Origin of the sequence: Richelia sinica FACHB-800, assembly GCF_014698825.1 — a bacterium.
GTDB lineage: Bacteria > Cyanobacteriota > Cyanobacteriia > Cyanobacteriales > Nostocaceae > FACHB-800.
The window spans coordinates 83,660-106,268 of sequence record NZ_JACJTT010000004.1; the positions used below are offsets into that span (position 1 = coordinate 83,660).

At 42.1% G+C, this 22,609-nt stretch carries 21 protein-coding genes; 9 read left to right on the forward strand and 12 right to left on the reverse strand.

Going from position 1 to position 22,609, the window contains the following annotated elements; all coding sequences use genetic code 11:
- Positions 1 to 60 precede the first annotated feature (60 nt).
- Both H6G73_RS05230 and H6G73_RS05235 read right to left on the reverse strand, forming a co-directional pair.
- Positions 61 to 510: a DUF4079 domain-containing protein gene (locus tag H6G73_RS05230; RefSeq protein WP_190601951.1), complete on the reverse strand. Its 450-nt coding sequence runs from the start codon at positions 508 to 510 to the stop codon at positions 61 to 63.
- A 362-nt stretch (positions 511 to 872) separates the two neighbouring features.
- A complete protein-coding gene (locus tag H6G73_RS05235) occupies positions 873 to 1,268 on the reverse strand; it encodes a DUF1830 domain-containing protein (RefSeq protein WP_190601953.1) in 396 nt (131 codons plus the stop codon).
- 585 nt (positions 1,269 to 1,853) lie between these two features.
- Here H6G73_RS05235 and H6G73_RS05240 point away from each other — a divergent pair.
- From H6G73_RS05240 to H6G73_RS05250, 3 genes are all read left to right on the forward strand, one after another.
- Positions 1,854 to 3,428: a photosystem II high light acclimation radical SAM protein gene (locus tag H6G73_RS05240; protein ID WP_390839213.1), complete on the forward strand. Its 1,575-nt coding sequence runs from the start codon at positions 1,854 to 1,856 to the stop codon at positions 3,426 to 3,428.
- 115 nt (positions 3,429 to 3,543) lie between these two features.
- Positions 3,544 to 4,926 (forward strand): DICT sensory domain-containing protein, encoded by a 1,383-nt coding sequence (locus H6G73_RS05245; protein ID WP_190601956.1) that lies wholly within the window; start codon positions 3,544 to 3,546, stop codon positions 4,924 to 4,926.
- A gap of 33 nt (positions 4,927 to 4,959) precedes the next feature.
- Positions 4,960 to 5,598 (forward strand): pentapeptide repeat-containing protein, encoded by a 639-nt coding sequence (locus H6G73_RS05250; protein ID WP_190601958.1) that lies wholly within the window; start codon positions 4,960 to 4,962, stop codon positions 5,596 to 5,598.
- A gap of 153 nt (positions 5,599 to 5,751) precedes the next feature.
- On the opposite strand, the gene H6G73_RS05255 is transcribed toward H6G73_RS05250, so the two are convergent.
- The 3 genes from H6G73_RS05255 to clpS all read right to left on the reverse strand — a co-directional run bounded on the left by H6G73_RS05255 (position 5,752) and on the right by clpS (position 7,436).
- Positions 5,752 to 6,042, reverse strand: a complete 291-nt coding sequence (locus H6G73_RS05255; RefSeq protein ID WP_190601960.1) for a hypothetical protein — start codon at positions 6,040 to 6,042, stop codon at positions 5,752 to 5,754.
- Between the two features lie 73 nt (positions 6,043 to 6,115).
- The gene (locus tag H6G73_RS05260) at positions 6,116 to 6,949 is read right to left on the reverse strand and encodes a CPBP family intramembrane glutamic endopeptidase (RefSeq protein ID WP_190601962.1); all 834 of its coding nucleotides are present in this window, start codon (positions 6,947 to 6,949) and stop codon (positions 6,116 to 6,118) included.
- Between the two features lie 205 nt (positions 6,950 to 7,154).
- A complete protein-coding gene (gene clpS / locus H6G73_RS05265) occupies positions 7,155 to 7,436 on the reverse strand; it encodes an ATP-dependent Clp protease adapter ClpS (RefSeq protein WP_190601964.1) in 282 nt (93 codons plus the stop codon).
- A gap of 177 nt (positions 7,437 to 7,613) precedes the next feature.
- Between clpS and H6G73_RS05270 the strand changes: the two genes are divergently transcribed.
- Positions 7,614 to 7,967: a hypothetical protein gene (locus tag H6G73_RS05270; RefSeq protein WP_190601966.1), complete on the forward strand. Its 354-nt coding sequence runs from the start codon at positions 7,614 to 7,616 to the stop codon at positions 7,965 to 7,967.
- Positions 7,968 to 8,115: 148 nt separating this feature from the next.
- Here H6G73_RS05270 and H6G73_RS05275 read toward each other — a convergent pair whose 3' ends face one another.
- Positions 8,116 to 8,307: a hypothetical protein gene (locus tag H6G73_RS05275; protein ID WP_190601968.1), complete on the reverse strand. Its 192-nt coding sequence runs from the start codon at positions 8,305 to 8,307 to the stop codon at positions 8,116 to 8,118.
- A gap of 475 nt (positions 8,308 to 8,782) precedes the next feature.
- On the opposite strand from H6G73_RS05275, the gene H6G73_RS05280 reads away from it, so the two are divergent.
- The 4 genes from H6G73_RS05280 (at position 8,783) to H6G73_RS05295 (ending at position 15,544) form a co-directional block, all read left to right on the forward strand.
- Positions 8,783 to 9,142 carry an STAS domain-containing protein gene (locus H6G73_RS05280; RefSeq protein WP_190601970.1) on the forward strand — a complete coding sequence of 120 codons (360 nt, stop codon included), beginning with the start codon at positions 8,783 to 8,785 and terminating at the stop codon, positions 9,140 to 9,142.
- A 158-nt stretch (positions 9,143 to 9,300) separates the two neighbouring features.
- On the forward strand, positions 9,301 to 11,937 hold the full coding sequence (locus tag H6G73_RS05285; RefSeq protein WP_190601972.1) for a TIGR03960 family B12-binding radical SAM protein: 2,637 nt from the start codon (positions 9,301 to 9,303) through the stop codon (positions 11,935 to 11,937).
- Positions 11,938 to 12,751: 814 nt separating this feature from the next.
- Positions 12,752 to 14,863 carry an Rne/Rng family ribonuclease gene (locus H6G73_RS05290; protein WP_190601974.1) on the forward strand — a complete coding sequence of 704 codons (2,112 nt, stop codon included), beginning with the start codon at positions 12,752 to 12,754 and terminating at the stop codon, positions 14,861 to 14,863.
- Positions 14,864 to 14,872: 9 nt separating this feature from the next.
- Positions 14,873 to 15,544, forward strand: coding sequence for a ribonuclease HII (locus tag H6G73_RS05295; protein WP_190601976.1), 672 nt, complete (start codon positions 14,873 to 14,875; stop codon positions 15,542 to 15,544).
- Between the two features lies 1 nt (position 15,545).
- On the opposite strand, the gene H6G73_RS05300 is transcribed toward H6G73_RS05295, so the two are convergent.
- Positions 15,546 to 16,130: a DUF1997 domain-containing protein gene (locus H6G73_RS05300; RefSeq protein WP_190601978.1), complete on the reverse strand. Its 585-nt coding sequence runs from the start codon at positions 16,128 to 16,130 to the stop codon at positions 15,546 to 15,548.
- Positions 16,131 to 16,268: 138 nt separating this feature from the next.
- On the opposite strand from H6G73_RS05300, the gene pheA reads away from it, so the two are divergent.
- Complete coding sequence (gene pheA, locus H6G73_RS05305) at positions 16,269 to 17,138, forward strand: prephenate dehydratase (RefSeq protein ID WP_190601980.1); 870 nt, start codon at positions 16,269 to 16,271, stop codon at positions 17,136 to 17,138.
- A gap of 108 nt (positions 17,139 to 17,246) precedes the next feature.
- Here pheA and H6G73_RS05310 read toward each other — a convergent pair whose 3' ends face one another.
- The 5 genes from H6G73_RS05310 to rpsG all read right to left on the reverse strand — a co-directional run bounded on the left by H6G73_RS05310 (position 17,247) and on the right by rpsG (position 22,539).
- Entirely contained in the window at positions 17,247 to 17,897 is a 651-nt protein-coding gene (locus H6G73_RS05310; protein WP_190601982.1) for an LON peptidase substrate-binding domain-containing protein, read from the reverse strand.
- Between the two features lie 198 nt (positions 17,898 to 18,095).
- Positions 18,096 to 18,413: a 30S ribosomal protein S10 gene (rpsJ, locus tag H6G73_RS05315; protein WP_015117212.1), complete on the reverse strand. Its 318-nt coding sequence runs from the start codon at positions 18,411 to 18,413 to the stop codon at positions 18,096 to 18,098.
- Between the two features lie 185 nt (positions 18,414 to 18,598).
- Positions 18,599 to 19,828 (reverse strand): elongation factor Tu, encoded by a 1,230-nt coding sequence (tuf, locus tag H6G73_RS05320; RefSeq protein WP_190601984.1) that lies wholly within the window; start codon positions 19,826 to 19,828, stop codon positions 18,599 to 18,601.
- Positions 19,829 to 19,850: 22 nt separating this feature from the next.
- Positions 19,851 to 21,929: an elongation factor G gene (fusA, locus tag H6G73_RS05325; protein WP_190601986.1), complete on the reverse strand. Its 2,079-nt coding sequence runs from the start codon at positions 21,927 to 21,929 to the stop codon at positions 19,851 to 19,853.
- A 139-nt stretch (positions 21,930 to 22,068) separates the two neighbouring features.
- On the reverse strand, positions 22,069 to 22,539 hold the full coding sequence (gene rpsG, locus H6G73_RS05330; protein ID WP_190601988.1) for a 30S ribosomal protein S7: 471 nt from the start codon (positions 22,537 to 22,539) through the stop codon (positions 22,069 to 22,071).
- Positions 22,540 to 22,609: the final 70 nt, after the last annotated feature.

The following is a 22,609-nucleotide window of genomic DNA, read 5'->3' on the forward strand; positions in this document are numbered from 1 at the left end:
CTGTGTTTATCTGCGTCTATCTGCGGTCAATTATTGCCATTATCCTCACTCATCAGCAAATTAAGGTAAATATTTCTGCACTACAGTCCAACCAGTGAGAGATACCCAAGTAAAACCGACAAATAGGAGAATATTACAACCAATATGTACCGATTTTACCCAAGGTTTGCTGGCACTAATTTGGGTAGCACAAACAGCAGATATTAATACCAAGATAACAACTATTAAGCCAGCAGCTAAATGGGATGAATGCCCTAAAGAACCAAAATGACCGAGAGTGCCAATAATACCAATAGCTAAAAGTAACAACACTAAACTCACCATACTAATGCCGATGATATAGTGGAACAACCTCACTTCATCTCGATTGCTGATGACAGAACTTTGTCCTGTAGTTCTCATTCTTCCCATCCAAATCCCAGTAATTGCTAAAAATAGATATGCTAGCAGGGATAATCCCATTGACCAAGCAGCGATTTTCCACAACCAGATAAAAGAAGGTAGGTGCATAAATTGAACATTAAAAATGGAAAATTACTTAAGTGAATATATAACAATGGACAGAGCGGTTAGGACATTAAATAACACTAAATAGGAGTTGAAAAATGCAAGAATTCAGCAGCAATCGCATTAATTATTCTGTAACTTCTGTAGCTTCTGTAACTTCCTCTGTTAACTGTCACCTGCTATAACTTAATCATATTCGCCCTATGTCCATTTAAAAATTATCTACAACCACTCATACAAAATTGATAAAAAACATCATCAAACTTTATACATCAAAAATTTATACCCAAAATATCAAAATTCAGCATAATCAATAAAAAAGGTTGCTGTATTCAGCAACCCAAATATTAATCAACATTGTTTTGTTATTCAACAGATGCTAATTCAGGGATTTGTATAGTTTTTGTGGTATCTTCCATATCTGTATTAATTTCAGACACCATCATACTGGTGTTGTTCAGACTGATTTCTGACTTTGGGTCTTCGTCACCCCCATCACTGCTCAGTTCACTAAGAGCAAGGCGATCGCACGGTATAGTATCCGATAAAATAGCACTTGCCATCATTCCCGTGTGAATCTCCATTTGTGCCTCTCTTGGAGCTTCAAAAACCAGCCTTTGTCCAGGAAAAACAACCCTTTCAAAGTACCAGTTAGGAATGTTGGAGATGCGAGCCACCTGGATTTTATTCGTGGCATTGACGTAGCAGCAGAGAGTTGTCCCCGAATGCTCCGGTGGTAGAGGATCTAATATTTGAGCCATAACTGCTGAGGAGCTTTTACGCCACAATTTTACATTACACAAGCCACGCTAGCATCCGATGATCCCCAGTTGCTGTAACTCCGACTACCAACTGAAAATTTCTGCATTATTTCTAGCCAAAGAGATATTTATTTTCTAAAATTTTGCTAAAGAAAGCAACATCTTCTAGAAAAATACATTATAGACAATAGATTTTGAGATTTTGTCGGTCATCTCCATCCCTAAATGAATAAAGTCGATGTTATGGTAAATCTATATGAAAAATTTCTTCATAAAATATATCAATCCATAACCAAGCATAATTTTATGCAACCCCATCTTCATCTTTCCCGGTTTTGTTCATAGGAGCCTGACCCATATCAATTATTGGTGTCAATGTCAAGCTAAATCATGAGCAAGCAAATCCACAACCAACAAACACTCCACCACTAGATAATTCTCTCAATGGAGTGTGGTCGAAATCAAACCACTGTTCAAAATTGCTGAAAAGCATGATTTACTTGCTTTTGCCATTTTGAATTTTGAATTTCCCCCGGAGATACTCGTCTGAATTTCCACCAAGGCAAGATGGCAGATCAAATACCTATGACTGACAATAAAATTCTCTATGTTCGCCTTCCCTGTAACCCCATTTTTCCCATTGGGGTTGTTTATCTTTCTGACCACGTTCACAAACTATTTCCCAACATCGAACAGCGCATCTTTGATTTGGGTACAGTTCCACCCTTAGATTATGCCTCTGCCTTAGATCGCTGTATTGATGAATTTCAACCTACATTGCTAGTATTTTCTTGGCGTGATATTCAAATCTACGCTCCTGTAGGTGGACGTGGTGGAAATCCCCTGCAAAACGCCTTTGAATTTTACTATGCTAAAAACCCCCTGATTAAATTACGGGGTGCATTAGGTGGATTGAGAATATTCATCGCTTACTATGTGGAATTATGGCGAAATACCGGATTAATTAAACGGGGTTTGAAACGCGCCCAAACATATCATCCCCAAGCGAGGACAATAGTTGGCGGTGGTGCAGTCAGTGTTTTTTATGAACAATTAGGTAAAAGCTTACCTAAGGACACCATTATCTCTGTTGGTGAAGGTGAAACACTCCTAACCAAATTTTTATCTGGTCAAGAATTTCGAGATGAACGCTGTTATGTGGTAGGAGAGGCTAAACCCAGAGAACGGTTAATTCACGAACAACCCACCCCCTTAGAAAAAACAGCCTGTAACTACGACTACATCGAAACTATCTGGCCAGAATTTAACTATTACCTGCAAGAACAAGATTTTTACATTGGTGTGCAAACAAAACGTGGTTGTCCACACAACTGCTGCTATTGTGTGTATACCGTTGTGGAAGGTAAGCAGGTACGAATTAATCCTAGTGATGAAGTAGTCGCAGAAATCAGACAATTGTATAATCGCGGCATTCGCAATTTCTGGTTTACTGATGCTCAATTTATCCCCGCGCGGAAGTTCATTGATGATGCAGTAGAACTGCTGCAAAAAATCGTTGCTTCTGGGATGACAGATATCCACTGGGCTGCATATATTCGGGCCGACAACTTGACACCAGAACTGTGTGAGTTGATGGTGAAAACCGGGATGAACTATTTTGAAATCGGTATCACTAGTGGTTCCCAAGAATTAGTTCGCAAAATGCGTATGGGTTACAACCTGCGTACCGTTTTGCAAAACTGCCAAGATTTAAAAGCCGCCGGTTTCAATGACATAGTTTCTGTCAACTACTCCTTTAATGTCATTGATGAACGTCCGGAAACTATCCGCCAAACTATTGCTTACCATCGAGAATTAGAACGGATTTTTGGCGCTGATAAAGTTGAACCTGCTATCTTTTTCATTGGGCTACAACCCCATACCCACCTGGAAGAATACGCATTTCAACAAGGTATTCTCCAACCGGGTTATAATCCCATGAGTTTGATGCCCTGGACAGCGAAAAAACTGTTGTGGAACCCTGAACCCCTTGGTTCTTTCTTCGGTGAAGTCTGCTTACAAGCTTGGCGACAAAATCCCAATGACTTTGGCCGAGAAGTAATGAAGATTCTGGAAGAAAGATTAGGCTGTGCTGATTTAGAAACAGCACTTTCTGCACCAATAGAAAAGCAGGAAAAGCAGTTAGCTGGCGTATTATAGAAAAGATACTCCAGTGCTGAGTAGAGAGTAGCAAGTAGTGAGTCGTGAGTTCTAAACTTCTCACCCTTTCACTTCTCAGCACTCAGAATTTACTACTCAGCACTGATGTAATCCCATGTTAGAAGGTTCAATTCTCCAACAACTAGAAACGGCTCATCGTCATAGCAATCGACCCATTCGCTTTGGGGTCTACTATAAAAATACTCTTGTGTCTTTGTGTCATGCTTTAGAAGACCATATTCTAGCACAAAATGATCAGCCCTTAATGATTACTGCGTTCCAGCGCGGTAAATGGTATCTGCAAGAAGCCCAAAGATATGCAGACATCGCCGAACGTAGCCAACAAGTTGTGATTATGGCAACCGCTGATGCTGGTTTTACAGAACATCCCACCAGTCAAAGGCCTAATGTGGGTTTAGTGCCTTTAGCACCAACTGACCCAGTATCCCAGGAATGGCACTTAATTATTTTATCACCTCAATACACATCAATGGTGATTTGTCAAGAATTATCTGAAGCTGACTATGGCATTGGTGGATTACCTAATTCAGACCTAGAACGGAAATTCTATGGTTTGTGGACATTTGAACCAGATTTAGTCAAAGAAACCGCAGAACTAGCGATCGCTCATATTCAAAAATATAACCCTTCCTTAGCTGCCAAACTCAACACTTATACACAAACAATCAACAGGCGTATCGCCTCACCGGAAGACATAGGTGCAGTAGTCTCCCGTGTCATTGACTACCTGCGAACTGGAGAACAAAACCTATCCATACCTGCCGCACAACGCCAACAAGCTCTCAATCGGAACCTGATTGCCAACGAAGTCCAGGCTTGTTTACGAATGGCACAGCTAATGGACATAGCAGACATTGATAACCCCATGGCTGCCGCAGAAGTAGCCGCACTAGCAGAAACAATGGGTCAGTTATTAGATTTACCTGCATGGCAACTCAAAAGACTGCGTTTGGCAGGGTTATTACATCGAATAGACCCACTACAACACAGTGATCCGCACAATAGTTCCCCTACATCGAGAACCACACAAGAACATAGGTCTAGTTGCCCTCTCATACCAGGGGCGCAAGTATTACGCACCATGCCCCAATTACGAGCCGTGGCCCAAATCATCAACCACCAAAACGAATGGTGGAATGGCACAGGAGAACCAGCTGGTTTAGTAGGTGCAGAAATTCCCCTAGAATCCAGAATTTTAGCCTTAACTGCCGAATATCAATGGCTCATTAACCAACAAAGATACTCACAACAAAGTAGTACAGAAATATTTACTCAAGCCTTAGAAGAGTGTCGGCAGCAACAATCAACCCGCTTTGACCCCCAACTGGTAGATACCTTAGCATTATTAGTCATGGGTTTACAGCAGGGCCTGAATTTGCCAATTATGACCCCCAAAGTTACTAGTAGTATGTGGTTGCTGGAATCACGCTGGGACAGCTACAACAAAAACAGTGAAGAAATCAAAAGCTTACATTAACTGACACTCATCGGCAGGTTACGGAATCTCAATATGAACATAGAATCTATTAAACTTGGAGAACTCAAACAACTCTCAGGCGCAAATTTAGAAGATGAAGAACTCGACCAACTAGACTTACGCCAAATTAACTTAGCCGGCGCAATCTTAGTAGGTACTAACTTTGCTAAATCTAACTTAGAAGGTGCCCATTTTGAAGGTGCGAATTTAATGGGTGCTAACCTCCAACAAACAGACTTGCGAGCCAATTTAATGGGGGCTAACTTAATGCAAGCAGACCTAACAGGAGCAGATTTACGTGGCAGTAACCTGCGTGGTGCTAACCTGATGGGTGCAACCTTAACAGAAGCGTCTTTAGCAGGTGCTTTTTTAAGCGGTGCTAATTTAATGAGCGTGAATCTTCAAGGTGTAGATTTACGGGGGTCAGACTTAAGAGGTGCTAATCTCAAAGGTGCCAATCTCAAAGGTGCAAACTTAAGTGGTGCTGATTTACAAGGAGCATTATTACATGAAGCTAATTTGGAAGAAGCTGACCTGCAATCAGCAAATTTAGCTGGAGCAAATTTAACTGGGGCCAACTTATTATGTGCAGAATTATTAGCAGCACAATTAACAGGAGTTAATTTAGAGCGTGCTTGCGTTTTGGGTACATTATTAGAAGGCAATTTGTAATTGCATCATTGTTATCTCTAGATTTACTAATTGCAAAATGATTGATAGCTATAGTCGCATTCAAGAATGGTTAACTGTGTTTGCTTATATAGGATTTACATTATTTATTATTGGGTGTGTTTTTATGTCCTCAAATAAGTAGAATAAGCTTAATTATTTCTTAAAATAACTGCATATCATTTCCCCAGGGCTATGGGGTATAAACTGGGATACAGTTCCATCTTGATTTAACTTAAATTTGGCGCGACAGTTATAAACTTCCATGGGTGTTTTGACTCCATCTATGCTCACAGATGCTCGATATTCCCAATACTTTTTAGCACTACGTTTAATGTTCAAAATACAAATTTCATGTCCTTGATAGTGGCGACATACCAATGCGAATGCAGGAGCATTGACAAATAAAGAAAATAAAAATAAACCTAGAATTATTAGATATTTCATAATTGTTTAACCAATGAGATGAGACATGGTAAAAATGTTTTCCTAGCCATATCTACACTGAATGAGAAAACATTTATTCAGTCATAGTGCGAGTCACTTTACTCCGCATCCATAAAGCTAATCCACCCATAAATATAATTCCCATTACCCCTTGCAGAGGATTATTATTCAACCCAGTTATCCATTCAGGAACTATACCAGAATACTGGGTTAGCTCTCCCACATTGATAATGTAGTAACCCCAAACTAACCCCCCATGTAAGCCAATTGGCAAGCCTAAACGCCCATGTCTCCAGCGCTTACCCCAAACCTGAGTTAATCCCAACAATACTAAAGCTGGAAATTGGGGTAATGTATGAATAATTGCCTCTAAAGGTTTAATAAAATGGGCTAAGGCAAAGACTATGGCATCTATCCAAGCTGCCAATTGGGGGTTGTAGTCTCGTTCCAACTCATCTAATAACCATCCCCGAAATAATAATTCTTCAGCAAAGCCAATACCTAAACCCACAAGTAAACCTTCTAAAATGATTCCACTTAAGGAAGTTTGGGGTTGTTGCCACACTAACCAGCCTAATGCACCTTCTAGACCAAAAACAATCAACAGGCTTAATAGTCCAATAGCCAAGCCAGAAAGTAAATCTACTCCATTGAATCTACTAAATTCCAAGCCATAATGGCGTAATGGCTGCGGTAGGTGATAGAGTTTTTTACCCCATAATCGCAAGAGAATGATAAATTCTGTATATAATATGACTAGTGTAATGATACTAACTAAATTGCTATCCTGCACTAGCAAGTAAATGGGTACAGCGATCGGCAACCATAGTAGTAATAACAGTAAAATAAAATAACCCAACCTCAAAGGGGCAGGATGTTGGGCTAATTGATTTATATTAATTTTCATTTGTTAGTTTTTCGTCCAGCCTTTAATGCAGTTTGTAACACTGCCAATGAACAAGATTTCCTGTTTAGGTGGTTTATTAACACCCTGCTGCTCATTAAATGGAGAATCTTATTGTTTGGTCTCTCCTTGATTGTTAATTTACTCATTTTTCTCTCCTCCCTTGCTGTCTCCAAGAGAGCAAAGGAGAGATGCTCAAATTAGCTTTCTATTCTTCTGGCTCAATGGTACTAGTCAAACCATGATTTTTTAGAGTTTCGCAATAAAATTCAGCGTGTTCTAGTGCACAAGTAATCACTAAAGCTAATCCATTGCTGTGGGCTTCCATCATGATACTAACAGCCTGGGGTTGGGTTAAACTGGGTACAGTGGTCATTAGTACCTGAACTACATACTCCATAGAGTTGTAGTCGTCGTTATGAAGCAAAACGCGATACCGAGGGGCGAGCTTGCGGGATGTGGAGCGCTTCTCTATAGTTTCGACTGACACGGTTCTTTGCTGTTCTAGCGATAATTTACTACCACAAAATGCCTGTTTTGCATTTGCTTAACAGTTGTTTACTTAATCTTATAGCATTTTTGTGCTATTGATTCAGACAGAAGAAATTTTGCTGTCCATTACTAGGGACAATAGTTCCCGATTCACAATTCTTGCCCCTTAATGATTATGGATACAAGCATGAAATTTCAATCTGGACAAATTGTATCTTTGGATGATACCCACAGAACTCTTTATGCAGAAGTGATTGAAGTGGTTATTTCTCGTCAATTGTGCTGGGTGCGTCCCTGGCTATTAGTTGACTATTCACAGGAAGAACCGTTAATCACTGATGTGCGAGATGTATCAGATATTTTATGGCCTTTACATTTATTTCGAGCGGCTCTAGATACAGAAGTAATTACCCTGTTGAGTCATATATTGCCTAAAGAATTTAAAGGGGAGCCAGATGTGGTTGCTCAGAGGGAATTTAATCTGTTTATCCATCAAATTTGGCATTCCTATCAGCATGGTCAACGATGATCAATAATCTATGTTGATCATGGGAAATAATCAGGATAAATTCTCAATTGTCAAGGAAAATATCTCTGGCAATATTTTATTAATTATTTGGTTTTTGTAATGACTATTACGTGAGTGATGAGGAGTTTTGATAGCTAGATGATGATTTTCAGCTAGGAACAAGTTGGACTCTTCCAGCATCCATCTCTGCCATCAATAATTCTAGTGCTTCATAATCGACATCGGAGATGTAACCTAGTTTGGTTAATTCCGAGTTGATTTCATTTTCTATTTCTGGAGTTAATTTTTTAATGTAGAGGGCTTTCTCTACTAATTGACGAATGACATAGCGAGGTTTCATAAGACATAAACTGAATAAACTAAATGTGATTTCCACTTATTATCTAAGTCAAACTCAGTATAAAATGTGATCAAGATACCTGATTGGCTGTGATCTACATCACTGTCTTGGGTAGATGGGCGATCGCTAATCACTCTAATTTTTCCCCTGACTTAGGGTGAAAGTTTAGGGCTTGATGGCAACTAAATGTTGCTTAAACCTTCTTAATTTAAGGCTTAAGTAGAAGTATACACCATTGTTACAGATGATTAATCTGCATTTAGTCAGTCTATGTTGATTGTTTTGTAACTGCTGGCAAAAAAAAGTATAGATCAGCACATTTTGACTTGGAGTTTTGACAATCTTTAAACAGAGGTGCTAAACAAGTAAAGATTCCACAAAGAGACCATAAACTTATAGTCAATTTGCTCATAAGGATTTATGGTCAAATAATCGGCAACTTTAAGGCTGTAAAGCTGAAAATCAGGATGTAAATATGCCAAAAATCTTCAACAATAGCGATATTACGGTAATTCGTCCCGCAGGGTGCTTGAATGCCACAAACGCTTGGGAATTTGAAAGGGATTTAACGGCATTACTAACTAAGGCTCCACGCACCATGTTACTAGTGGATCTGGCATTAGTAGAATCTATCGATAGCGCAGGTTTAATGGCATTGGTATCTGGGTTTAAGCTAGCAGATAGTTTAGGCTGGAGTTGGCGATTAGGTGATGTATCTCCGGCTGTAAAAATTATTTTGGAATTAACCCAACTAGACAGGGTGTTTGCAAAATCAGCATCTGGATCAGATGAGGACACACTCAAAAATCATCTAGTAGTGTCGTGCTCATACTAGCTATGAGCAATCCCTAGTCACAGCCTTCTGCCCTCAGTAGAGAGTAAGTTTGTGTAAAAGTGTGATAAGTTGCCGAGAACAATGCAGTTGAAAGACCTAATCAATGCTAATGTTGGAGGTGATTAGCTGTAATTTAGGGTAGCTAGAAGAGAGCATCGGTGGCTGTTTTAGTTGAACAATTAATTACATCAGATATTTTAAAACCTGCCCGTTATCTAGGGAACGAGCGTTTAGCAGTACACAAGCCTTGGGATTCGGCCACAATACGCTGGGTGTTAACTTACCCGGAAGTTTATGAAGTGGGTGCGTCAAATTTAGGGCATATCATTCTCTATAACATCCTGAATGCCCAGCCGCGTCAGTTGTGTGATCGCGCTTATTTACCAGGAACCGATTTAGCCGCCAAACTCCGCGCTACGCATACACCATTGTTTGCTGTCGAATCTAAACGCTGGCTGACAGAATTTGATATTCTGGGTTTTAGTCTCAGTTATGAGTTAGGTGCAACCAACATTTTAGAAATGTTGGATTTGGCAGGAATTCCACTCACATGGTCAGAACGATTACAAGGTAATCACCCGTTGATTTTTGCAGGTGGACAAACGGCAACTTCTAACCCAGAACCTTATGCCGATTTCTTCGACTTTTTCGCCTTGGGAGATGGTGAAGAATTATTACCAGAAATTGGTTTGGTCTTAGAAGAAGGGAAAAAGGCAGGGCAGAGTCGGACAGAAATCTTACTAGACTTGGCACAGATACCAGGTGTCTATGTCCCCCAGTTTTATGAAATGCAAGCTGTAGGTGCAGTCTATCCTCTTTATCCAGATGTGCCAAAACGGATTTTGCGGCGAGTTGCTACTCCTATTCCTGCCTATTCCATTGGTCTAGTCCCCTATGTGCAAACCGTACACGATCGCTTGACCATAGAAATTCGCCGTGGTTGTACTCGTGGCTGTCGCTTCTGCCAACCAGGGATGTTAACCAGACCAGCACGGGATGTAGAACCAGACCAGGTGGTTACAGCCATTGAGCGAGGTATGGCAGCTACAGGGTACAATGAGTTTTCTTTGTTATCTTTGAGTTGTTCTGATTATTTAGCCCTACCCGCAGTGGGGATGGAAATCAAGAATAGATTAAAAAATGAAAACATTTCCCTGTCCTTGCCTAGTCAACGTGTAGATAGATTTGATGAGAATATCGCCAACATTCTTGGAGGTATCCGCCAAGGGGGTATCACTTTTGCCCCAGAAGCAGGCACTCAAAGAATGCGAGATATCGTCAATAAAGGGTTGACCAATGAAGAATTGCTCAGGGGCGTGAAAACAGCTTGGGAACAAGGTTGGGATAAAATCAAGCTGTACTTCATGATTGGTTTACCGGGAGAAACAGATGCCGATGTCTTAGGCATCGCGGAAACCGTGCGGTGGTTACAAAGAGAATGTCGAGGTAAAGGTAGAAAACCAATCAACTTTAACTTGACAATTTCTAACTTTACACCTAAGCCCCATACACCTTTTCAATGGCATTCAGTATCTACATCTGAGTTTCAACGCAAACAAGAATTACTCAGGCAAGAGTTTTGGCGAATGCGAAATGTGAAGGTTAATTTCACAGATATCCGCATTTCCGCTATGGAAGATTTTATTGGCCGGGGCGATCGCACTTTAGGGAAAGTTTTACATCGTGCTTGGCAATTGGGTGCGGGCATGGACTCTTGGTATGACAGTGTAGACAAAGCTTTTAATGCTTGGGGACAAGCGATCGCCGAAGCTGGACTAGACTGGAAATATCGGCAAGTGGAAAATGGTGAATGGAATCTGTTTTCTGTAGACAACAGTGAACAAACCACAATTTCACCTTTAGATGTGCCTCTGCCTTGGGACCACCTGGATACCGGCATTGAAAAACAGTGGCTGCAAGCAGACTTGAAACTGGCCCTAGAAGCTGCAACTGTACCCGATTGCTCCTTTGAAGGATGTTCCCACTGTGGTGTGTGCGGTACCGATTTTGGTCACAATATCGTCATTCCACCCCCACCTATTCCCGAATTTGCTGGGGAATTCGTTCCTAATACCACCAAAACCCAACGTCTCCGCGTCTGGTTTGGTAAACAAGGAGATATGGCTTTAGTTAGCCACCTGGATTTAATGCGCTTGTTTGACCGAGTAGTACGTCGTGCAGCGTTACCAGTTGCCTTTACCGGTGGCTTTCATCCCACTCCCCGCATTTCCTTAGCCAGTGCCTTGGCACTAGGAGCCACGAGTAGTGGGGAAATAGTGGATTTTGAGTTAACTCAACCCATGGATGTAGCAGATTTTCGCAGCCAATTGTTGAGTCAGCTACCTCCAGATATCCCTGTGTATCATGTGGCAGAAATAGATTTAAAATCCCCCGCAGCCAACCAATCTCTCGAAGCTGCCGAGTATTTATTGACAATTGCCACACCAGGAGAGGTAAGTGCTGAACAATGGCAAACCTGGCTGGAGAACATCTTAGCCACCAAGGAAATCTGGACTGAACACACCACTAAATCTGGGAAACAGCAACTGATAAATCTGCGCGATCGCTTATTTGAGTTAGAGTTCATCTCTCACCAAATCACCACCACAGAATCTCAAATTGTTTGCCGCTATCTAGGCAGTTGTCGTCATGATGGTGTAATATTGCGTCCTGAACAAATGTTGTCTATGCTGGAGACAGTGGCTGATGCAGAATTCCACCTCTTGCACATCCATCGTCGCCAACTAGTTTTAGGGCTAAAGCCGTCAGCCCCAAATCCATCTTTGTTGGTCTAAATCTCAACAATTGACACTTGTTCGTTCCTGACTCAATTCAGGAAAATCCAGCAGTGTTAAAATCAGCCCCCAGCAGCTAATTTGACTACACTGCTGAGTTAGCAAAATTTTCTCTCTAGGGAAATTATTCCCACCTTGATGCTTGTAGACAAGAAGACTCCTAAGTCCTTGGCAGCAAGCAGCAAAAATCAACACTCAGTCCCTATTCAGTTAATTTGAGTAAGTCTGAGATGGCGCAAATCCAGCGCAAATAATTTGTCAAGGGCAACTTGCTAGTAGTTATCCTGATGTAGGACATCACGGGAATTGATTTTTAGCAAGGTTGCGTTAGAATGAATTGAAGAGAAATTTTCTGGCGCTGCATTGCATGGACTGATTCGCAACCCTGAGATTCAGGAAGCAAGAGCAAAAATAGAAGAGAGCAAACTCTAGGATCGTATCCCAGACAAACTGTGGCAGATTAAAAACACGCTCTCTACAGCTACTTTGTGAATCAATCACTAATATCAGCGCACTGGCTTCTCTCTATACTTTTTACAATACCTGCTGAATACCATTACCCAAAGTGGTGAAGGTATTGCATCAGAAATCAACCAAGGACGGTTGATTTAACTATTTAAACAATATGCAGCCGTTCTGGAAGAATCAGGCGTGTAAACGCAATTACAGTGTCAATTGCTCCTTAACTTTGAAGCTCAAATTTGCAATTTTTATGATCCGTAGCACCATGTAGGGCTGCCGGTAGGGGCGAGAGGTATAACAGAGAGCTTTCTCCACGAACCCCTTAGGTGCTACCAGTTTTTGAGGAAATTGAATGCCAAAACAAATTATCATCGCGGAGCAGCATCAAATCGCTGCTGTATTTTCGGAAGATCAAATACAAGAACTTGTTGTTGCTACAGGTCATCACCAAATTGGTGATATCTATTTGGGAGTAGTCGAAAACGTATTGCCTGGGATAGACGCTGCTTTTGTGAATATTGGCGACCCAGAACGTAATGGTTTTATTCATGTGACTGATTTAGGCCCCCTGCGATTAAGACGCAGTTCTGCCGCCATTACAGAACTTTTGACTCCCCAGCAAAAAGTTTTGGTACAGGTGATGAAGGAGCCAACGGGAACCAAAGGCCCAAGGCTCACTGGTAACATTACTTTACCTGGACGCTATGTTGTATTAATGCCCTATGGTCGGGGTGTAAATTTATCACGACGGATTAAAAGTGAAAGTGAGCGTAACCGACTACGGGCCTTAGCGATTTTGATTAAACCAGCGGGTATGGGCTTACTAGTCCGCACCGAAGCAGAAGGAAAACCCGAAGAAGCAATTATTGAAGATTTGGAAGTGCTGCAACGGCAATGGGAAGCCATTCAGCAAGAAGCAGTCTCCACCCGCGCACCAGCTTTACTCAACCGAGATGATGATTTTATCCAGCGTGTCTTAAGAGATATGTATGGTGCTGATGTCAATCGGATTGTGGTTGATTCCAGTACCGGCTTGAAGCGGGTAAAACAGTATTTACAAAACTGGAGTGGTGGTCAAACACCACAGGGATTACTGATTGATCACCATCGCGATCGCTCCCCCATTTTAGAATACTTCCGCATCAACGCGGCAATTAGGGAAGCTCTCCGACCCAGAGTAGACCTACCTTCTGGGGGTTATATCATTATCGAGCCAACGGAAGCATTAACGGTAATTGACGTAAACTCCGGTTCCTTTACGCGATCGGCAACCGCGAGAGAAACCGTGCTGTGGACAAACTGTGAAGCTGCCACAGAAATTGCTCGCCAGTTACGTTTGCGAAACATTGCTGGTGTAATCGTCGTGGATTTCATTGATATGGAATCACGCCGTGACCAATTGCAAGTTTTAGAACACTTTAATAAAGCCCTCAAAGCTGATAAAGCCCGTCCCCAAATCGCTCAACTGACCGAACTGGGATTAGTAGAACTGACCCGGAAACGTCAAGGTCAAAACATTTACGAACTATTTGGAGAAACTTGCTCCACTTGTGGTGGTTTAGGTCATACTGTCCGCTTACCAGGAGAGACAGAAAACCGAATGCCTATTCCAGCTACAGATATTCCTGAAAGATTTGTAGTTCCCCAACCCCAAAGAGAGAGAGAACCAAGAGAAGCAAGAGAAGCAAGAGAACCACGTATCCTCAATACCCGACTGCCAGAACCACGGGAAACCTACGAAGGCTTTGGCGAAGTGTTTGAAAATGACACTGGCTTCAATGCTATGCACTTAATCAACCATCCCAGCTATCAGGAATTAGGGGATAGTAGCAAGCGTCGCACCCGTACCCGTCGTAGTCGTATTGGTATTAATGGGGTAAATGGTAAAGATGAACCTCGCTTAGGTGGTAACTCCTTAGGCTTTATCAACGAACAGGATTTAGATTTAGATAATGATGTGGATTTACCACCTCCAGAACTTCCCTCTCCTGGATTGGGTAAATCTGGTTGGACAGAAAGACCAGAACGGACAAAGGTCAAGTTAGACCCCATTAAATCTGTCGTTGAACCACCAGAGATTGTCTCTGTGGAGATGACGAATCAAGAACAAGACCAGTACGCGGAAATGGGCGTTTCTCCCTTACTCAAGTTAGATCGGGAAGTGAAGAACACCAGGAATTTAATTATTAACATTATTCAACCTGGCCAAGCTCCCTCTGCTTTTACTGAGCCAACTCCAGAAGTAACTACCCCAGAAAAAGTTATTTCTGATCTTCGACCAGTCAAAATCCAAACCCAGACGATAGAACCACAAGAGTCTTTATTTCCTGCCACAGTTGCACCGGAAAGCTTGAGTCCTGTAGGAGATGAAACTGAGGCTAACACAGCGACCATGATTAATCGTCGCCGTCGTCGTCGTTCTTCAGCTGTAGAATCAGATACATCTCAACCGGAAGACTTTTAGCCTGACCCTATGGGAAACAAAAAGCTAATATCTGCTGTGTCGTCACCAGCACCGAAAAGTGAATCGATTTGGCTAGAAATGTCTGAGATTCAGGGGTTGGTTGCTGGTGTCGATGAAGTAGGACGAGGCTCATTATTTGGGCCTGTAGTTGCTGCTGCCGTAATTTTGCCGGTACAAGCTTTGCCAGAATTGATGGCAGCAAAAATTAATGACAGTAAAAAGTTATCTGCTGCCAGAAGAAAGCAATTAGCTAAGAAAATTGATGACTTAGCTTTAGATTGGCGGATTGGTTATGCCTCTACGGCGGAAATTGACCAGTTAAATATTTTACAAGCTACTTTATTGGCAATGAAGCGGGCTGTCTTGAAGTTGGAGGTGGAGCCAGCACTGTGTTTAGTGGATGGTAATCAGTTAGTCAGGGATTTACCCATACCACAACAAACTATTATTAAAGGAGATGAGCGATCGCTCAATATTGCCGCTGCTAGTATCATGGCTAAGGTATGGCGCGATGATTTAGTCCTGCGGCTAGCTGCTAAATATCCTATGTATCATCTAGAGCGAAACAAGGGTTATGGAAGCCAGCAACATCTGCTGGCGTTGCAGAAATATGGCCCCTCACGTCTACATCGTCAATCTTTTAGACCTTGCTGTGTCACATCAGAAATATCCACAGTTTAAATTACTCAAAATTCAAGATGGTTAATTCTGAGGAATCATCTTCGATTCCTTGTGTATAGGTTTGACTAACCCAATGAAGATAATCTGCTAGCAGATGATGCTGTAATCGCTGTTTAATCGTTAACAGGACACTTTTGAGTAATCCATTACCTGTGGTTTCTAAAATTGGCTTAGGGGTGAGGGAAAATGGCATTGGCAAATCTATCTGTACTTCTAAATCAGCCCTACCTTCCAGTGTTGTGCCACTACTAGTTTGTTCGGGAGACAAATAGCCCTTTAAATTCAGGGCAAATCTTTGGTTAACATATTCAAAGCCCAAAATTTCACAGCCTAATGAGCGTAAATAAATAGTACCTTGGGAATCTGCCCAAACTCTCATATCAACAGTAGGTTGTATACTTAAAGACATAAAAGTTAAGGGGCGCATCTTCAGGCGAAATATGTCCTCAGACATTTGTTTAATGCGGCTATTATCAGCCAAGGCACTAACTAAACGTTGGGGCTGACGCAAGTAATGTTGAATCGGAATAGGCTGCTTGGGGACAGCAATTACCACTGATTGAGAAGCATGAAACTTGGTAGCCATGAGGTAATCACAATATTTATTCTCTAATTTTAATATTTTTTAATAAACTAGAGTGAATCATCAAAAATCACTAACTTTATTAATCATCAATCAAAATTGGTGATTAATCAATCAAATTTTTCACTAGCATCGACAAGCATGACTCTATCTATTGCACATTTGGGACCTCCTGGTACTTATGCAGAACAAGCAGCTTTTTTCTATCTCAACTGGCTCAAAAACCATCAAGGTATAGAAGCTGGTTTGCAACCCTATCCCACCATTGCCCAGTCTCTACAAGCTGTAGCTAACCAAAAGGCTGATTTAGCTGTGGTTCCTGTAGAAAACTCCATTGAAGGAGGTGTGAGTATGACTGTAGATACCCTGTGGCAGTTGGATAATCTGCGAATTCAACTGGCACTGGTATTACCTATTACCCACAACCTCATTTCTTGTGCAACTAGCTTAAAAAGTATTCAAACTGTTTATTCTCATCCCCAAGGTTTAGCCCAATGTCAGAAGTGGTTAGGAGAGTTTCTACCAAATGTCAATTTAATTCCCGCTAACTCTACAGCAGAAGCTTTACAGCTACTTGCTCAAGATGACACGATTGGAGCGATCGCTTCTAGTCGCGCGGCAAACCTTTATGATCTGCCTATCCTTGCTACAGGAATTAATGATTATCCAGAAAACTGTACTCGGTTTTGGGTCATCACTCAAGGTGACAATCCAGATATCCCGCACCTATTTTTGGACAACCCCAGACGTACCTCTTTAGCTTTTAGTGTCGCTGCTAACATCCCAGGTGCCTTAGTGCAACCTTTACAAGTGTTTGCTCAACAAGGCATTAATCTCAGCCGGATTGAATCCCGTCCCACCAAGCGGTCATTGGGAGAATATTTATTTTTTATCGATTTAGAAGCAGATGCTGATGCACCTGTAATGCAAACAGCGTTAACTGAGTTAAATAATTTTACGGAAATTTTGAAAATTTTTGGTAGTTATAATATTTTATCAATTCCCGGTTAAACCCCTTGATGTGGAAAATCAGAAGCTAATAACTGAGAGTGAAATGAGTATTCAGAATGCTTGTTAGAAATACTACAAGCATTTTGAATTTGTGATTTTCAATGTATCTCAACCCATTTCATTAAAGGTGTCTTTGAGGACAGAACGTGCAGCTAAATGGTTGCGCGTAGAAATTAAAATTTCTGCTTCTCGCTCTAACCTTGCCACTGTATCTTGTATTTCTAGTAAAGATTGTTGTTCTGAAGCCACACCGTAGAGATTACTAGCAACCCAATAAGACAATTCTGTGGGCAAGTCCGGCAAATCTTCTGGTAAATCAATCTTTTGTTCCGTTAATTTAGCAGAAAGACGCACAACGTCCTGCAATAATTGTTGTACTTCCGCTGCCAAAGGACGTAAATCTTTGGTGGGAGGTTGGTCTTCAATCCACTCTACTAAACCAACACGATAAGGTTTCTCTCTGACATACTCTAAAACACGAAACCTTTGCTGCCCTAAAGTTAACATTTTCATCCGATCATCGGGCAAACGCTGGTAGTGAACAATTTCTGCACAACAACCAACATTGGCAATTGTTCCTTTGACTGGATCAACCATCAACACTCCAAACCGGCGATCGCTCTCCAAAATCGTGTTCATCATAATTCTGTAGCGAAATTCAAAGATATGCAGAGGTAAGGGTCTGGAGGGAAAAAGAACCACTTCCGGTAAGGGGAACAGGGGTAGCTCACGAACTGCGATTTTAGAAGATGATGTCATTGTTACTTGGGTATAAAATTTACTTCTTAAAATTTGGTTTTTCCTATTTTCCCCGTACTTGCTAACATCTTATCATTTGTTTTCCAGCTAAATAAAAAGCCCTGAGAGAAATTTTCCCAGGGCTTAGTAAAAAATCAATGCCAAAACTTCAGTAATCAATAGTTCATTGTTTTTTGCTACTGACCAATAATGACTAAATTAAAGTTTGACTTCAATATCTACACCAGAAGGTAAATCCAACTTCATCAAAGCATCAATAGTTTTAGAAGAAGGTTGATAAATATCAATGATGCGGCGATGGGTACGGGTTTCAAAGTGTTCGCGAGAGTCCTTATCAACGTGTGGCGATCTCAGCACACAGTAGATCCGTCTTTTGGTTGGTAGAGGAATAGGCCCAATTGCTGTAGCGTTGGTACGATTAGCGGTGTCTACAATCTTCTCGCAAGATGTATCTAATAAACGTCGATCAAAAGCCTTTAAGCGAATTCTAATTTTCTGCTGCTGTAGAGTTGCCATCTTTAGTTTTCCTGGTTCTGTGAATTTTAGACTTTAAATTGAAGGTTTGAGATTTTAGATTTTAGATTTTAGATACAATCCCAAATCCAAAATATAGAATCCAAAATTTGGTTGGGGGAAGCGAAAGGAGCAGAGATGTATTTTAGTATCTCCGCTCCTTGTTCATGAGAGCAAAAAGGTGGGTGTTATTTAAGAATCTTAGAAACGACACCTGCACCAATGGTGCGACCACCTTCACGAATTGCGAAACGCATACCTTGCTCAATCGCAATGGGGTTGATCAGTTCTACTGTCATTTTAATGCGGTCTCCGGGCATCACCATCTCGGCTGCACCACCATCATCAGCGGTGAAAGCTTTGATTGTACCAGTTACATCAGTTGTCCGTACATAGAACTGAGGACGGTAGCCAGAGAAAAATGGTGTTTTCCGACCACCTTCTTTTTCAGTCAGTACGTAAACTTCACCTTCAAATTGGGTGTGAGGAGTGATAGAACCGGGTTTAGCAATTACCATACCCCGTTCAATGTCGGTCTTTTGAATACCCCGGAGCAATACACCTGCGTTGTCTCCAGCCATACCTTCTTCAAGACTCTTCTTAAACATCTCAATTCCAGTGACGGTGGTAGCGCGAGTATCTCTGATACCTACCAATTCAACGTTATCGCCGACCTTAACTTTACCGCGCTCAATCCGTCCGGTTGCTACTGTACCACGACCAGTGATGGAGAACACGTCTTCTACAGCCATCAAGAAAGGCTTATCAATGTCACGCTCAGGGTCGGGGATGTAGGAGTCTACAGCATCCATCAGTTCGTAGATTTTATCTACCCAAGGATTTTCTCCCTTTTGGATCTTGTTGTTCTTGGTCATTGCTTCCAAAGCTTGAAGACCTGAACCTCTAACGATGGGGATTTCATCACCATCAAAGCCATACTCGGTTAGTAGTTCTCTCAATTCTAGTTCTACTAATTCGAGCAATTCAGCGTCTTCCATCATATCTTCTTTATTCAAGAAGACTACGAGTTTAGGAACACCTACCTGACGTGCTAAGAGGATGTGTTCACGGGTTTGGGGCATAGGGCCATCGGTAGCAGCTACCACGAGGATAGCGCCGTCCATTTGTGCAGCACCAGTGATCATGTTTTTTACATAGTCAGCGTGGCCTGGACAATCTACGTGAGCATAGTGACGCTTTTCAGTTTCATACTCAACGTGAGCGGTATTGATGGTGATACCCCGTGCTTTTTCTTCGGGTGCGTTGTCGATTTGGTCGTAAGCTTTAGCTTCTGCTTTACCCAAAGCAGCCAAGGTCATGGTAATAGCTGCTGTTAAAGTTGTTTTACCGTGGTCAACGTGTCCAACAGTACCGATGTTAACGTGGGGTTTATTCCGTTCAAACTTTGCGCGTGCCATTAATGCTCGTTTCCTTTTTTAATTAAGCGTTCCCTTTACTTTTAGCTATGATTGCCTCAGCTACGTTGCGAGGCACTTCATCGTAGTGGCTAAACTCCATGGAGAAGATACCGCGACCTTGAGTTTTAGACCGGATATCAGTGGCGTAGCCAAACATTTCTGCCAATGGCACTTTTGATGCTACTTTCGCCAATCCATTTTCCGTAGTTTGGTTTTCAATCTGTCCGCGACGGGAAACTAAGTCACCGATCACAGTCCCCATGAAGTCTTCAGGTACTTCTACCTCTACTTTCATCATTGGTTCGAGAAGTACGGGAGAAGCTTTATGTGCTGCTTCTTTCATCGCCATTGAACCAGCGATTTTGAAAGCCATTTCCGAAGAGTCTACATCGTGGTAAGACCCGTCTACTAGTGTTGCTTTGACATCAATGAGTGGATATCCAGCAATGACACCAGATTCACAGCACTCTTTCATTCCTTGCTCTGCTGGTCCAATGTACTCTTTAGGTACAACACCACCAACAATCTTAGAAACGAATTCAAAGCCTGTACCTGGTTCTCCTGGTTCCAAATCAATCACAACGTGACCGTATTGGCCTTTACCACCACTTTGACGAATGAACTTACCTTCAACTCTAGTCACAGCTTTGCGGATGGTTTCACGGTAAGCTACCTGGGGTGCACCAACATTGGCTTCCACTTTAAATTCGCGCAACATCCGGTCTACCAGGATTTCTAGGTGTAATTCGCCCATACCGGCAATTACGGTTTGATTGGTTTCCTGGTCAACGCTGACGCGGAAAGTGGGGTCTTCTTCAGAGAGGGCTTGTAGTGCCTTGGACAATTTGTCCATGTCGTTCTTGGTTTTGGGTTCAACCGCAACCGAGATGACAGGCTCAGGAATAAACAGGGATTCAAGAATAACGGGTGATCCTTCATCGCATAGGGTATCACCTGTTAATGTGTCTTTTAATCCTACTGCTGCTCCTAAATCACCAGCCCGCAGTTCGTCAACATCTTGACGCTCGTCTGCTTTCATGAGCACTAGGCGAGAAATACGTTCTTTTTTATCTTTGCTAGCGTTAAGAACGTAACTACCTTTTTTCAGTACGCCAGAATAGACGCGAATGAAGGTTAAGCGACCGTAAGGGTCAGCCATAATCTTGAATGCTAGAGCAGCGAGAGGTTCGTTGTCATCGGAACGACGCTCTACTGTTTCACCATTAGGTAATGTACCTTGAATAGCTGGTACATCAATGGGTGCAGGTAGGTAATCTACTACTGCATCCAGCATTAATTGCACACCTTTGTTTTTAAATGCTGAACCGCACAGCACTGGGACGATAGTGCCAGCGATTGTACCTTTGCGTAGGGCTGTCCGAATTTCCTCTTCTGTCAGTTCTTCACCCTCGAAGTACTTGTTCATCAGATCGTCATCGGTTTCCGCTACTGCTTCGATCAGCTTGTTGCGGTATTCTGCGACTTGTTCTTGTAAGTCGGCAGGAATTTCTGTTTCTTGAATATCGGTACCTTGGTCGTTGTTGTACATGTATGCACACATCCGTACCAAGTCGATAATGCCTTTGAAGTCGGTTTCGCTACCGATTGGCAATTGAATGGCGATCGCATTTGCCCGCAGGCGATCGCGCATTTGCTCATGCACTCTATAGAAGTTGGCACCAGTGCGATCCATCTTGTTAATAAAGGCAATCCGAGGCACTTTATAGCGGTCTGCTTGCCGCCATACAGTCTCAGACTGGGGTTGCACACCACCTACTGAACAAAAGACGGCAATTACACCATCTAGCACACGCATGGAGCGTTCAACTTCGATGGTGAAGTCAACGTGCCCAGGAGTATCGATAATGTTAATTTGATGATCTTTCCAACTGGTACTGATGGCAGCCGCGGTGATGGTAATTCCCCGCTCCCGCTCTTGTTCCATCCAGTCTGTTACAGCAGTTCCTTCGTGAACTTCTCCAATCTTATGAATAATTCCAGAGTAAAATAGTATTCTCTCTGTTGTTGTTGTTTTTCCCGCATCTATGTGCGCCGCAATACCGATATTGCGTACTTTCTCCAGCGGGTTTGTGCGTGCCACAGTAGCCTCCTATAGTTTTTGCCTCATGATATCTTGTATATTACTCTTTGTTAAGATTCTATACTTTTACGGGAAACCGTCTTCTTAGGGAAAATTAGCGATATACCGCGATCCATTGGGCGATATATCGGTGATTTTTTTAGTAACGATAGTGTGCAAATGCTTTGTTAGCTTCGGCCATGCGGTGCGTTTCTTCACGTTTGCGAATTGCACTACCTGTTTCATTAGCCGCATCCATTAACTCGTTGGCTAATCTGCTGGCCATGGTACGGCCAGGACGTTGACGGGAGAACTGCACTAACCAGCGCAATGCTAGGGTAGTACCACGCTCTGAGCGTACTTCCATTGGTACTTGATAGGTCGCACCACCAACACGACGGGCTTTCACTTCTACTAAAGGTGTGGCGTTCCGCACTGCTCTTTCAAAGGTTTCTAGCGCATTTGCACCAGTACGTTCTTCAATAGTTTTTAAAGCGTCATAAACTATTCTAGCCGCAAGAGATTTCTTGCCATGACGCATTACTCGCCTCATCATCATGCTGACAAGGCGACTATTATAAACTGAGTCAGGCGGAACTGCGCGCCTTTGACTAACACCACGACGAGACATACTTCATCCTTAAAATTCGGAAATTTGGCAACGAAATTATATGCTATCAGAACACCGGAAAGTAAAAGCG